This window comes from Nocardia sp. NPDC059180, assembly GCF_042754945.1.
Taxonomy (GTDB): Bacteria; Actinomycetota; Actinomycetes; order Mycobacteriales; family Mycobacteriaceae; genus Nocardia.
The window spans coordinates 156,661-170,698 of record NZ_JBHZBU010000002.1 but is presented as its reverse complement, the minus strand read 5'-3'; the positions used below and the strand labels follow the sequence as shown (position 1 = coordinate 170,698).

General features: G+C 65.4%; 10 protein-coding genes. 9 read left to right on the top strand and 1 reads right to left on the bottom strand.

Translation table 11 applies throughout. The annotated features are described in order from the left end of the window. Positions 1 to 1,218 carry a methyltransferase domain-containing protein gene (locus tag ACFXNW_RS06885; protein ID WP_379416561.1) on the bottom strand — a complete coding sequence of 406 codons (1,218 nt, stop codon included), beginning with the start codon at positions 1,216 to 1,218 and terminating at the stop codon, positions 1 to 3. Between the two features lie 485 nt (positions 1,219 to 1,703). Between ACFXNW_RS06885 and ACFXNW_RS06880 the strand changes: the two genes are divergently transcribed. The 9 genes from ACFXNW_RS06880 (at position 1,704) to ACFXNW_RS06840 (ending at position 14,020) form a co-directional block, all read left to right on the top strand. Continuing rightward, on the top strand, positions 1,704 to 3,215 hold the full coding sequence (locus ACFXNW_RS06880; RefSeq protein ID WP_379416559.1) for a sugar transferase: 1,512 nt from the start codon (positions 1,704 to 1,706) through the stop codon (positions 3,213 to 3,215). A 402-nt stretch (positions 3,216 to 3,617) separates the two neighbouring features. Next, positions 3,618 to 3,842 carry a hypothetical protein gene (locus ACFXNW_RS06875; protein ID WP_379416557.1) on the top strand — a complete coding sequence of 75 codons (225 nt, stop codon included), beginning with the start codon at positions 3,618 to 3,620 and terminating at the stop codon, positions 3,840 to 3,842. Next, a complete protein-coding gene (locus tag ACFXNW_RS06870; RefSeq protein ID WP_379416555.1) occupies positions 3,832 to 6,489 on the top strand; it encodes a LuxR C-terminal-related transcriptional regulator in 2,658 nt (885 codons plus the stop codon). The genes ACFXNW_RS06875 and ACFXNW_RS06870 overlap by 11 nt, the downstream gene beginning before the upstream one ends. Positions 6,490 to 6,576: 87 nt before the next feature. Then, positions 6,577 to 7,563, top strand: a complete 987-nt coding sequence (locus tag ACFXNW_RS06865) for an NAD(P)H-quinone oxidoreductase (RefSeq protein WP_379416553.1) — start codon at positions 6,577 to 6,579, stop codon at positions 7,561 to 7,563. A gap of 246 nt (positions 7,564 to 7,809) precedes the next feature. Beyond that, complete coding sequence (locus ACFXNW_RS06860) at positions 7,810 to 8,523, top strand: type 1 glutamine amidotransferase domain-containing protein (protein ID WP_379416551.1); 714 nt, start codon at positions 7,810 to 7,812, stop codon at positions 8,521 to 8,523. Between the two features lie 132 nt (positions 8,524 to 8,655). Further along, entirely contained in the window at positions 8,656 to 9,573 is a 918-nt protein-coding gene (locus ACFXNW_RS06855) for an acetoacetate decarboxylase family protein (protein WP_379416549.1), read from the top strand. Between the two features lie 59 nt (positions 9,574 to 9,632). Beyond that, a complete protein-coding gene (locus ACFXNW_RS06850) occupies positions 9,633 to 10,586 on the top strand; it encodes an alpha/beta hydrolase (protein ID WP_379416547.1) in 954 nt (317 codons plus the stop codon). A gap of 143 nt (positions 10,587 to 10,729) precedes the next feature. Then, a complete protein-coding gene (locus ACFXNW_RS06845; RefSeq protein ID WP_379416545.1) occupies positions 10,730 to 12,328 on the top strand; it encodes a succinic semialdehyde dehydrogenase in 1,599 nt (532 codons plus the stop codon). Between the two features lie 81 nt (positions 12,329 to 12,409). After that, positions 12,410 to 14,020, top strand: coding sequence for a GMC family oxidoreductase (locus ACFXNW_RS06840; protein WP_379416544.1), 1,611 nt, complete (start codon positions 12,410 to 12,412; stop codon positions 14,018 to 14,020). Positions 14,021 to 14,038 lie beyond the last annotated feature (18 nt).

Sequence of the window (14,038 nt, the reverse complement as noted above, 5' to 3'; positions counted from 1 at the left end):
TCACAGCTCCGCACGATGCAAGGTGGGTAAAGGAAAGTACAGTTGCCCGCCCCAGTCCGCGATATGACTCAGCTGGGCGGTGATCTCGGGTTCGAGATTCCAGGGCAGCACCAGCACGACATCGGGCCGGTCGGTATCGATCCGCTCGGGATCATGGATGGGTACGCGGGTGCCAGGGGTGAACCGGCCCTGCTTGTACGGGTTACGGTCCACGGTGTACTCGAGCAGATCCGCTCGGATACCGCAGTAGTTGAGCAGGGTGTTGCCCTTGCCCGGCGCGCCGTACCCGACGACGCGTTCGCCCTTGTCCCGGCAGTCCAGCAGGAAACGCAGCAGATCGTGCCGGATGGCTTCGGCTCGCGGACGCAGTTGCAGGTAGCCGCCGACGTCGTGGAGGTCGGACTCGGCCCGCAGTGCCTGCTCCACCCGCGGGCTCGGTGCCGCGACCGCGTCCGGCCGCGCCCACAGTCGCAGCGACCCACCGTGGGTGGGGAGGAACTCCACGTCGACCAGCGCCAACCCCGCGGTGGCGAGCGCGCGTTGTGCCGACGCCACCGTGTAGTACTGGAAGTGCTCGTGATAGATCGTGTCGAACTGGCCGAGCCGGACCAGGTTCAGCGCGTGGTGCACCTCGATCGAGAGCCAGCCGTCGTCATCGAGCAGTGCGCGCAGCGACCGGGTGAACCCGAGCAGGTCGGGGACGTGGGCGTAGACGTTGTTGGCGATCACCAGATCGGCGGGCCGGTACTCGGTGCGGATCCGCGTCGCCAGTTCCTCGTCGAGGAAGGCCGTCACCGTCGGCACCCCTTTGGCCTGCGCGGCGGCGCCGACGTTCACCGAGGGCTCGATGCCGAGGCACGTATAGCCGGCGGACACCGCGTGCTGGAGCAAGTAGCCGTCGTTGCTCGCCACCTCGACGACGAATGCGGAGCGATCCAGGCCCAGGCGCGGCATCGCCGTCGTGACAAAAGTTTTCGCGTGGCGCACCCAGCTGTCGGAGTACGAGGCGAAGTACGCGTACTCGGTGAAGGTCTCCTCCGGGGTGATGAGCGCGGGGATCTGCAGCAGCAGGCACTGCTCGCACAGCCGCAGGTGTAGTGGATATGTCGTTTCGGCATAATCGAGCTCGGTGGCGGAGAGGAATCGTTCACATGGGGGTGTCGCGCCGAGATCGAGAATGCTGATCATCCGATCGGATTCGCATAGTCGGCACAACATGCGGGCACCAGAACCTTCCATTGCGGACCGGTGTATCGAGAATCCCGGATGTGTCCGCAACGCGGCCTACGTTACAACAACTCTCGTCGTTCGACACCTGTTCCGAGACGAACTCGGAATTTCTTGACTCGGTAAAGTTGATCTTTAGTTAAAGAAAGTCGTCGGATCTTCCGAACCCCCTGATCATGGATTTATAGCCATCGTGCAACTGTTGAAGCTTCATATTTTCCTGCTCAACGCCGCCGATGGCCGGCGAGATATGGGGGAAAGTGCGTACCGAAGGTTTTTTTCCGCCCCAGTTATTGCTAGGGAGCCATGTAATGGTCCATACTTCGCAGACGTGAAAGTTGCCCGGTACTGCCGAACCGACTCAGGGTTGCGTCGAGTTGACAGTTCCAGTCACGGGTATTTCTTTCTATAAATCTTCGGAAAATTCGACCAACGACGTTCGAGTCGAAATTTCCTGTCGCAAAGTGTGTTTTCCCATGCATTTCACGATTCGTGCACGGCGAGATATACGCGCCGCGCGGATCTCGCGGCTGCTCATGTCGTCCGAACGGCAGCGGTGGCAAGTCGAGTACGCGCGACGACTGGCTCTCGCCGATCTGGCGGTGGTCTGCTTCGCGGTCGGCGCCGCGCAGTACATCCGCTTCGGTGGTCCGGTGGATCCGCCACTGGCCACCCAACTGTCCTATGCGGTCAGCTACAGCGTCGTCTCCGCGATCCTCGCCCTCGCGTGGACAGCCATCCTGGCCGGATCGCTGAGCCGATCGCTGCGAGTGATCGGCTGTGGCACAGAGGAATACCGGCGGCTTGTCTCGTCGACGGTGTGGCTGTTCGGGCTGATCGCCATCATGTCGCTGATCCTGCGGGTGGACATAGCGCGTGGCTATCTCGCCATCGCGCTGCCCGTCGGCCTGCTCGGCCTCATCGTGGAGCGCAGGTTATGGCGCGGCTGGATAGCCGCCCAGCGTGCTCGCGACCGCTACGGCACCGCGGTGCTTGTCGTCGGCAGCCGCAATGCCGCACGGGCGATGGTTGAGGCGTTCGGGCGCGACTTGACCTCCGGTTACAAGGTCGTCGGTGTGTGTATTCCGCGTGACGGCCGGATGGTCGCCGACCCTTGGATCGCGGTCGGAGACCGCCACGTTCCGGTGGTCAGCGACGACTCTTCGGTGGTCGACGCGGTGTGCAGAACGGGCGTGGATGCCGTCGCGGTGACCGCGACCGACAAGCTCGGCCCCGTCGACTTCCGTTGGATGGCATGGGAACTCGATGCGCTCGGCGTGGAGTTGATCGTCGCTCCCGGGCTGGTCGGCGTCGCCGGCGCCAGGCTGACCAACTGTCTCATCGCCGATATGCCGATGGTGCACGTGGAGAAGCCGCAATACGATCGTGCCAAGTGCGCGCGCAAGTCCCTGTTCGACTTCGGCTTCGCGCTGTTCGCGGTGCTGGCATTGGCGCCGGTACTCATCGCGGTAGCGGCTGCGGTGAAGTTGACCAGCGCGGGGCCGGTGTTCTACCTGTCGGAGCGGATCGGGCGCGATGGCCGTCCCTTCCGCATGATCAAGTTCCGCAGCATGTACGCCGACGCGGACGGTAAGGCCGACGCCCTCATCGCCGACAACGGCGGCAATCCACTGTTCTTCAAACTCGAGAACGACCCGCGGGTCACGCCGGTGGGCAAGGTGATCCGCAAGTACAGCCTCGACGAGCTGCCGCAATTCTTCAATGTGCTGCACGGCGAGATGAGTGTGGTCGGGCCGCGGCCACAGGTGCGCCGCGAAGTGGACAGCTACGACGGCGTGATGCGCAGGCGGTTGCTGGTCAAGCCTGGCGTGACCGGTTTGTGGCAGGTGAGCGGACGCTCGGATCTGTCTCTGGACGACGCCGTGCGGCTCGATCAGTCTTACGTGGAGAACTGGTCGATGGTGCTCGACCTGCTCTTGATCGCGAAAACCGTCAGCGTCGTCGCCCGCGGCGACGGGGCGTATTGAACGGCGTCGGCCTCGGTCGCAGCGGTATCTGTTCTTGTCTGACCTCATGTGTCAGCGGCCCGCACCGAACGTCGAATCGTTCGCGCACGGTGTCCAGAATGTGGCGCAGATGCTCGCGTTCGCGGCGGTGGGTGAGGGCGAACCACGATCGGGAGACACCGAGCGGACGCGCGTGCTGGCGAGCTCGAGCGGGTCGTTGGGGTGATGCGGAAGCCGTACGCCTTGATCAGTCGTTTCGTCTCGACCACCAGGGCTTGCCCTGCCTGTCCCGGTGCCGGCGAGCGTCGCGCAAACAGCGATCGAGTACCCGCTTACTCACACCACAGCCTGGCCACGCTGGTGCACTGAGGGGGTTCGGCCCCGTGATCATTCCCGTCGGTGGATGTACAGTCAGGAGGATGAATGGGCGGCGAAACGGCCCCGCGCCCGGTAGCTCGTTCCGGACTGGAGCAGGCTCTGAACCGACTACCTCAGGCATACTCGTTGGCCTTGCGCCTGCGCGAGACCGGTGTCTCCGATGAGCAACTCGCCATGTACCTCGATATCGCGCCCGAATCCGTAAGCGTTTTCCTCCGCATCGCCGAAGGAAAGCTGCGGGCGGCGCTGGCCGAGGACGATGCCGACTAGTGTTCCCGGTACCGGCGGCGCGTCACGAAACGGCGCGCTGTGGCCCCTGACCGGCCGCGCCGAGGAAATGCGCGCCGCCAAGGTCGCGGTGCGTGCGGGCGGTCTGGTCATTTCCGGTGCCGCGGGCGTCGGCAAGACCCGCCTCGCCGGGCGCCTGCTCGGTGAGGCCGGGCCACCGTGGCAGCCGGTGTGGTTCGCGGCCACCGATTCGTCCCGGTCGATCGCGCTCGGCGCCTTCGGCGCAGCGGCATCGGAAGCCGCGCTGGGTACCGATACCTTGGAACGAACCCAGCGGTTGGTTTCCGCGCTGGCGACCGCACCGCCGGGACGCCACGCGCTCATCGGCGTCGACGACGTCCATCTCCTCGACGAGGTCTCCGCATTCGTGGTGCACCAACTGGTGTCTCGCCACCTTGCGGCGGTCGTCCTGACGGCCCGCTCACATATGCCGTGCCCGGCGGCGATCACCGCATTGTGGAAAGACCGCCTGATCGAACGCATCGAACTACAACCGCTGTCCGAGGACGAAACTCGACGCCTGCTCGAGAACGCGCTCGGAGGTCAGATCGAGTCGACCAGCTTCCGCCGCTTATGGGACATCACGCGTGGCAACACCCTGTTCCTGCGCCAGCTCACCGCCGACGAGACAGCGGCCGGGCGACTCCATCCTGCGGGCCCGGTGTGGGTATGGGAAGGGCAGCCTGCCGTGTCACCCGGCCTGAGCGAGCTGATCGCCCACCGCATGGGGCGCCTCGATGCCGAGCTGCGCGATGTGGTCGACGTACTCGCACTCGCCGAGCCGCTCGACGCGAAGGTATTGACCCAGCTGGCCGACGAGTCCGCGCTCGAGCAGGCGGAGAGCCAGGAGCTCATCGAAATCGACACCACGACCGGCCGATGTCTGGTGCGTCTGGCCCATCCACTGTTCGGAGAAGCCCGCCGTGCCGCAGCCGGCGAGATGCGGCTGCGGACCTTGCGCAGCCGCCTCGCCGACGTCCTCGCGCACACCGATGACACCGACCCGCGGATCGTGGTGCAGCGTGCGATGCTCGAGCTGGAATCGGATCATCGTCCCGAACCCGTGCTGCTGACGGTCGCGGCCCGCGCGGCCATGCACCTGCTCGATCTCACCACCGCCGAAAAGCTCGCCCATGCCGCGAGCGCTGCGGGCGGCGATCCGGCGACACAGCTGACCTACGCGTTGGTATTGGTCCTGATCGGTCGCGGCGCCGACGCCGAAACAGTGCTGGCACGACTCGAATCGGCGCCGAACGTCAACGTGCGAGTGCATGCCGCAACGGTGCGGGCCGCCAATCTGGTCTGGCTGCTCGGCGACCCGGCCCGTGCCCACACCGTGCTGTCGGCCTGTGAACCCGACGCCGAGCTCAATGGACTGCACTCCGCGCATCAGGCGGTGTCGGCCTGTGTTCAGGTGGTTCAAGGACATCCGCGCCGAGGCGCAGACGCCGCCGCGGCTGCGTTGGCCGATCCCGGCCTCCCGCCGTTCCACGCGGTGATGGCCTCCGCGGCGTATGTTCAAGGGCTCGGTGCCATCGGAGACGTAGCAGGCATGGAAGATGCTGCCACCCAGGGCTTCTCGTTCGCAGCCCACAGTCCGGAGACGTCGCATCTGCGGTTCTGGTTCGGTGCGCTCCAGGCACGCGCCCACCGGCTGGCGGGCCATCTCGACCGGGACCGGGACAACGTCGGCCGACTGCGCGAGCAGGCCGAACACGCACCACCGGGTATCGCCAGCGCCCAGATCACTCTGCTGCTCGGCCATTCCGCACTCGCGCGTGGCCGGCTCGGCGAGGCGGTGCGATGGCTCGAGGACACCCGTGCGGCGATCGACCTCTATCCCGAATCCAGTGGTCTGCGCGCCGCCCTCATGCTGTGGTTGTCGGAGGCATACGCGGCGAGCGGACGCCATGAGGCCGCAGTCGAGGCGCTGCGGGAACTGGAGTCGGCGATGCCGCCCCAATATATGTTCATGCGCACTGCCGCTCGCGTGTCCGCGGCGTGGACACTTGCCGCCGAGGGGGCCATCACGGAGGCGGTCGCGGCGATGCGCGAGGCAGCCCGGTCGGCCCGTCATCGTGGTGAACACGCCAACGAGGTGCTGTGTTTGCAGACCGCAACCCAGTTCGGCGATCCGTCTGGTGCGCCACGATTGGCGACGCTCGCTGAGCTGGTGCAGGGCCCGCGCGCCTCGATCGCGGCCGAACACGCGGCAGCGCTCGCCGGACACGACGCTTCCGGACTGGAACAAGCCTCGGCGCGCTACCGCGACATGGGCGATACGGTCGCCGCCGCCGATGCCGCCGCCCAAGCCGGCGCCCTGTACGCCGCCGCCGGTCGCAACGGCCACGCCCAACTCGCCATCCGGCAAGCGCACCGGCTCGCCGCCGTATGCGATATCGCGGATACTCCGGCTTTGCGTATCGCCTCGCAGCCGGTTGCACTGACCAGCCGTGAGCGCGAGATCATCCATCTCGTCGCCGAGGGCCTGACCAGCCGCAAGATCGCCGAACGCCTGCACCTGTCGACCCGGACGGTGGAGGGGCATCTGTATCGAGCCGCCCAGAAGACCGGCGTCACCAATCGCGAGGAACTCGTCGCGTTTCTGTTCGGACGCTCCACCGAGTGATCGCCGGGCCGGCTACTATGTTGACACCGCTTACATAATGAGTAATGTTGACGGCGCGCACATGTTTGTGATCGAAAGGGGATCTGTATGTATGCGGTGACGCTCGACGGCTACGGTGGCCCCGAGGTCATGAGCTGGGCCCAGGTGGACGATTTACCCGCGCCCGGCCCGGGGGAGGTCGCCATCGAGGTGCTGGCGGCGGGGGTGAATCGCGCCGACGTGATGCAGCGGTACGGCTTCTATCCGCCGCCCGCGGGCGCCAGCGACATCCTCGGGCTCGAGGTGTCCGGTGTCGTCGACGAGGTGGGCGACGGTGTGCGGGACTTTCGGCCGGGTGACGTGGTCTGCGCACTCCTGGCCGGCGGCGGTTACGCCGAGCGCGTCAACGTGCCCGCCACCCAGGTGCTGCCAGTGCCGGACGGGGTGAGCCCGACCGCGGCGGCCGCACTGCCGGAAGCTGCCGCAACCGTCTGGTCGAATCTGGTGATGACCGCGGGGCTGCGTAGTGGGCAGACGCTGCTGATCCACGGCGGCGGTAGTGGAATCGGCACGCATGCCATTCAGGTGGGCCGTGCGCTGGGCGCACGCGTCGCGGTGACGGCCGGTTCGCAGTTCAAGCTGGATCGCTGCCGGGAACTCGGCGCGACGACGTTGATCAACTACCGCGAACAGGACTTCGTGACCGTCATGTCGAAGGAGTACTCCGGTGCGGACGTGATTCTCGACATCATGGGTGCCGGCTACCTGCGGCGGAATGTAGAAGCGCTGGCCGAGGGCGGTGACCTGACGATCATCGGCTTGCAGGATGGTGCGGTCGCCGAGATCAATCTCGGCGTGATGCTGAGCAAACGGGCCTCGGTGCACGTCACCAACCTGCGGCGCCGCCCGGAACAAGGGCGCGGATCGAAGGCCGAGATCATCACCGAACTGCGGCGGCACGTGTGGCCGTTGATCGCCGACGGATCCGTCGTTCCGGTCGTCGCTGCCGAGGTTCCGATCGCCGATGTTGCCCAGGCGCATCCACTGTTGGACTCTGCCGAGACCGTCGGCAAAGTGGTGCTCACGATGCCTTGACCGTCCGGCACGACCGGCTGTCGCGGCGAGCGGTGCTGTGGCGGTGGGTGGCGATGAAGGCCTGTGATGCGTGCGTCCGAAAGCCTGGTCTATTCGTCGGTTGTGTGGAAAGTTAGCAGTGTCATAGAAGGCTGCGAACAACGGCTCAGCAGTGCCTGATGTGGCGTTGAGTCGTGAGAACAGAGGTGGTGCGGATCGCACCACCGGTGCTCGATCCGTCCTTGCGCGAACGCCCCAGGAGGAAATATGACGAAGGTTCTCTATGTGATCACAGCGGCAGATCGCTGGACACTCACCGATGGCACGGTGCACCCGTCCGGCTACTGGGCGGAAGAGGTGGCGGTACCGCATCGGATCTTCTCCGAGGCCGGTTGGGACATCACCGTCGCGACCCCGGGTGGGAAGGCGCCGACCCTCGACGAACTCAGCCTCGGTATTGCCGGCGGCATGCCGTGGAAGCGCAATGACGTCAAGCGCTATCTCGACAGCATCGAGTCCGCGCTCGCGACTCCGGTGCCGCTGGACTCGGTGAACCCGGAGGAGTTCGACCTGGTGTTCTATCCCGGCGGGCACGGCCCGATGGAAGACCTCGCTTACGACGAGACCTCCGGCGCGCTGCTGAGCGAGCGTCTGGCGTCGGGTAGGCCGCTCGCCCTGCTGTGCCACGCGCCTGCGGCGATTCTGGCCGCGACCGAACCCGACGGGACGTCATCGTTTGCCGGCCGCCGGATGACCGGGCTGTCCAATCGGGAGGAGCTGTTCAATCGCTTCGCCAAGAAGGCGCCGTGGTTGCTCGAAGACAGGTTGAAGGAGGCGGGGGTCGACTACTCCAAGGGGCGAATTCCGTTGCGCCCCCACATTGTTGTCGATGGGAATCTGTACACCGGGCAGAATCCGCAGTCATCCGAACAGCTCGCTGAGCGGCTGGTCGCCGACATCGGCGATGCGTCCTCGACGTGAGTTTTCTTCGGGGTCGACCCCGTCGCGAGTCCTGATCGGCCGAACGACTCTCCGCGCATTGTTGACAGTGCTTACATGCACGGTTAGCCTCTATGTAAGCACTGAATACATTCTAGCGAGGGAGCTTTGCCGATGTCACCGACCCGTCAGGAGACAGTCGAGGTGGATCTGGGTGGCCGCACTGTCACGGTCCCGAAAGGCGGCCTGTACGACCGCTACCGGATGAACACCGATCTCGACGAGGTGGCTCGGGACCCGCGCGTCAGCAGCGTGGATTTCTTCCGGCAACTGCGCAAGACCAAGGTCGATTCACCGATCGGGGAGACCCTCACCCCGAACTTCTACTACCGCATCTCGACCGCGCGGCTCACGATGCTCGCCCGCTCCCGGGCGATCCGCAATCGCCTGCCTGAGCAGTTGGCGCCGCTGCAAGTCGCGCCCGGTATCGGTCTGGTGTCGGTCATGTTCTTCCGGTACGAGGTCTGCGATATCGACTTCTACACAGAAGCGGCCGTCGGCGTAGGCGTCCGGCCGGCGCGGCACGGCAAGCTCGGATTCTTCGACCTCGTCACCGGCCTCCAGAACGACCACCTCGATTCCTATGTGTTCTCCCTGCCGGTCAGCTCCGATATCGCGCAGGTTCGTGGCCACGACGGCTACGGATTCCCGAAATGGGTCACCGACGTCGATGTCGACATCGACAACAGTCGAACCACCGCACGGGTGGCCAATGACAACGGTGATACGGATCTGGCGCTCTCGGTGGCCACACCCGCGCAGACCACCCATCCCACCGGCGAGCGTGTCTCGTCACTGACCTCCTACACCTCGATCGACGGCGTGTGGCATTCGACCCTGAGTCAAATCAATGTGCTGTCGGCCGGAAGCGCGAGCCTTCCGCGCAATCTCGACCTTCAAATCGGACAGGGCCGCATGGCCGATGATCTCCGATCGCTCGAGCCGATCAAAGCCGTTCGCCTCGATGTCACCACCGAAGGCCAACTCGCCCTGCATATGCCGGTCCCGACCTCGGTCCCGAGCCGGGGCTAGGGCCAGAGAACAGAAAGAGACAGAAGGAACACCCGACGCACGAACAGAAGGAGAGCGCGATGACCGAAACCACGCCGGTGCTCGAAACCGAGGCAGCCGAATTCGCCAAAGCCACTGACACGCCGCCGTTCCTGTTTCAGATGCCACCGGCCGAGGGCCGCAAGACGGTCGATGAGGTCCAGTCGAGTGAGATCGATAAACCCGCTATAGACGAGGAGCGGATCACCGTCGAGGGCGGGCCGACCGGCTCGGTACGAGTCCGCATCGTCAAACCCGCGGGCGCCACCGGCACACTTCCGGTCATCTTCTTCATTCATGGCGCGGGGTGGGTGTTCGGCAACGCGCACACCCATGACCTGCTGGTCCGCAAGCTCGCGGTCGGGGCCGATGCGGCCGTGGTGTTTCCGGAGTACGACCTGTCGCCGGAAGCGAAGTATCCGACTGCCATCGAACAGAACTACGCGGCCGCGCAGTGGGTGTTCGCGCACGGCGCCGAGAGGGGGCTCGACGCGTCGCGGTTCGCGGCCGCCGGTGATTCGGTGGGCGGCAATATGACCGCCGTGCTCACGTTGATGGCCAAGGAGCGCGGTGATGTCGCGATCAAGCAGCAGGTGCTGTTCTATCCGGTCACCAATGCCGATTTCGACACTCCGTCCTATCGCCAGTTCGCCGAGCACTACTTCCTTGCCCGTGAAGGCATGCAGTGGTTCTGGGATCAGTACACCGACAACGATGGGCAACGCGAGGAGATCTACGCTTCGCCGCTGCGTGCCACGGTGGAGCAGCTCGCGGGTCTACCGCCGGCGCTGGTGATCACCGGTGAGGCCGATGTGCTGCGCGACGAAGGTGAGGCGTATGCGGCCAAGCTTCGCGAAGCCGGTGTACCGGTCACCCAGGTGCGCTTCGGTGGCATCATCCACGACTTCGTGATGCTGCACGCACTGGCCTCGACCCAGGCGGCGAACGCCGCGATCAAGCTCGCGCAGGACACCCTGCGCGCCGCACTGCACTGAGTCCGGTGGGCCGCGGATGGAGCGACACGACGTCCATCCGCGGCCCGCCGAATTCAGTGCACTGCATCCACCTTCGGTCGGCTATGGATCGACACCGAGCCACCTCGCTGTAGCCGCCGACCCGTCGATACCACGGAGCCCTCATGCCCAACGACAACGCGACCCTGTCCACCCTTGCTCGAGGCTCCGGCCTGCCCGCCTCGATCAGTTCGGCGCTGATCGAGCGTCTGGTCGCGCGCGTCGTGGCCGCCGCAGACGCTGAACGGGTCACCACAACCGTCCCGTATACCGGTGCGCCGCTGGCCGATCTGCCGGTCTCGATGCCCGCGGATGTCGAGACCGCGTTCGCCCGTGCCCGTGGCGCCCAGGCAGCCTGGGCCGAAAGGTCCATGCGCGAGCGCAAAGCGATCATGCTTCGCTTCCACGACCTCGTTTTGAACCGGCAGAACGAGGTGCTCGATCTGATGCAGGCCGAGAGCGGCAAGACCCGCCGGGACGCGTTTCTCGAAGTCAGCGATATCGCGATCACGGCAAGGTACTACGGACGCAATGCCGCGAAATTTCTCGCGCCGACCCGCCGCCGTGGGGCGATCCCGCTGCTGACCCACACCACGGAATTGCGGCACCCCAAGGGGGTCGTTGCCGTCATCTCGCCGTGGAATTACCCGTTGAGCATGGCCGCAGGCGATGCCATTCCGGCGCTCATGTCCGGCAACGCGGTCGTGCAGAAGCCCGATACGCAGACCGCCCTCACCGCGCTGTGGGCGCTCGATCTGATGCACGAGGCGGGTCTGCCGGTCGGGGTGTGGCAGATGGTGGTCGGCCGGGGTAGCTCCATCGGTAGTGCGCTGATGGACAACGCCGACTACATGATGTTCACCGGCTCCACCGCCAGTGGACGCAAGATTGCACGCGATGCAGGTGAGCGGCTGATCGGCTCATCGCTGGAACTCGGCGGCAAGAACGCCATGCTCGTCCTCGACGACGCCGATATCGCTCGCACAGCCGACGGCGCGATCAACGCGTGCTTTCCTTCGACCGGTCAGCTCTGCGTCTCGATCGAACGCATGTACGTCGCCGAGTCCATTCGCGACGAGTTCGTCTCCGAGTTCGTCTCCCGCACCAAGAAGCTCCGGATCGGTGCGGCCTACGACTACAGCCGTGACGTGGGCTGCCTGACCAACCAGGCTCAGCTGGACACGGTCACCGCCCATGTCGAGGACGCTGTTGCGAAAGGCGCGACCGTGCTCGCCGGTGGCAGGGCCCGACCGGATCTCGGGCCGCTGTTCTACGAGCCGACCATCCTCACCGACGTCACCCCCGAGATGACGCTCTATGACCACGAGACCTTCGGCCCCGTCGTCTCCATTTACCCGTATGACGACGTGGAGGACGCGATCGCGCGGGCGAACGCCACTCCCTACGGCCTCAACGCCAGCGTCTGGACCCGCAACGGCGCCAAGGGACGCGCTGTTGCCGCGCGCTTGCACGCAGGCACTGTCAACGTCAACGACGCTTACGCCGCGGCGTGGGGGAGTATCGATTCCCCGATGGGCGGTATGGGCGATTCAGGCCTCGGCCGCCGTCACGGCGCCGACGGCATCCTCAAATACACCGAGCCGCAAACGGTCGCCCAGCAGCGCCTCCAGGGATTCAACGCACCCGCAGGGGTTCCGCACCGGGCCTGGGCGTCCATCCTGACGATGGCACTGAGGGTTATGAAAGCAGTCGGCGCCCGCTGAACAGGCGCTGACTCCCAGACACTGGCTCGAAGTACACTTTCACCCAGGAAGTCTGCCGCTGCGGTGAACGGAGAAACGCAGATGGCCGAGGCCGATTACGTGGTGGTCGGAGCCGGCAGCGCCGGCTGCGCGGTTGCCCGCCGACTTGCCGAAAGCGGCGCGTCTGTCGTGCTGCTCGAGGCTGGGGGCGCAGACAACAAGGGCATCGCAAAGATGCTCTTCCAGATTCCCGGCGCTGTTTCGGTCATGCACTCCACGCCGCAGTTGAAGAAGCTCTTCGACTGGGGTTCCACGTCGACACCGCAGCGCAATGCGCTCGACCGCAGGATCCCGATGACGCGCGGCCGGGTCCTGGGTGGTTCGAGTTCGGTCAACGGCATGCTCTTCGTCCGGGGCAACAAGAAGAACTTCGACGACTGGGCTGCCGAGGGATGCGAGGGCTGGGGCTATGACGGCGTCCTTCCGTACTTCAAGCGGATGGAGGACTGGGAGGGCGGAGCCAGCGACCTCCGCGGCGCGGGTGGCCCGATCAAGGTCACCCGGAACAACGACCTCACAGAGGCGGCCCGCGCATTCATGAGAGCCGCGACCGAGCGCCTCGGCGTGCCCGCAATCGACGACTACAACGGTGAAAGTCAGGAAGGCGTCTCAGTCTTTCAGCAAAGCGCGGCGAATGGGTTGCGATACTCCACGGCACGGGGCTACCTCCATGCCGATCCACTCGAAAACCTGCGGGTTCTCACACATGCGACCGTCGCCAGAATCGTCATCAACGGCTCGCGGGCAACCGGCGTCGAAATCTTGGTCGAGGGCGGCAAGCAGGAAGTGACGGCATCGCGCGAGGTGATCGTCTCGGCGGGAGCATTCGGGTCACCCCAGATCCTCCAACTGTCCGGAATCGGTCCCGCCGAACACCTCGCGCAGCACGGTATCGCGGTGCACGCGGACTTACCTGTCGGCGACAACTTGCACGACCACCTTTTCGTCCCGCTCTCGTACAAGATGAAATCGGCGCTTCGCCGACCGACTCCGTCGTACTTCCTGCGCGGACTACTCGCCGAGATGCGTCGGCCGGGCAGTTCGTGGGCGGCCGGATCATCTTTCGAATCTGTGGCCTTCGTCCGCACGTCGTTCGCCAAGGAAATACCCGACCTGCAATTGCTCAGCCTCTACTGGGTCTATCCTTCGCCCAACCAAGACTCCGGCAAGCGAGTCGCACCGCCGACGAAGAAGCCGGGTCAGAGCATCTTCCCGACGCTGATCTACCCGGAGAGCCGCGGCACTGTCAGGCTGGCCTCGGCGGATCCGACCGCAGCCCCACTCATCGACCCCGGGTACCTGAGCGCGTCCAAGGATGCGGAAGTTCTGCTCGAAGGCATCGGGATGGTCCGCGAGGTCATGGCTGGAACCGGAGACAACGCAGGCGAGATCAACCCTGGAGCCGAATTTTCCGACCAGGCGTCATTACGCGCAGAGTTGCCGAACCGGATTCACACCGTCTACCACCCGGTGGGCTCGGTCCGGATGGGAGTCGACGAGCGGGCAGTCGTCGATCCCGAGTTGCGGGTATCGGGCATCGACGGTCTGCGGGTCGCGGACGCATCGATCATGCCGAGCATCATCGGTGGGAACACCAACGCGCCCTCGATCATGATCGGTGAGAAGTGCGCGGACCTGATCCTTCGATCCTGATCGGTTGCCTATCGGCCG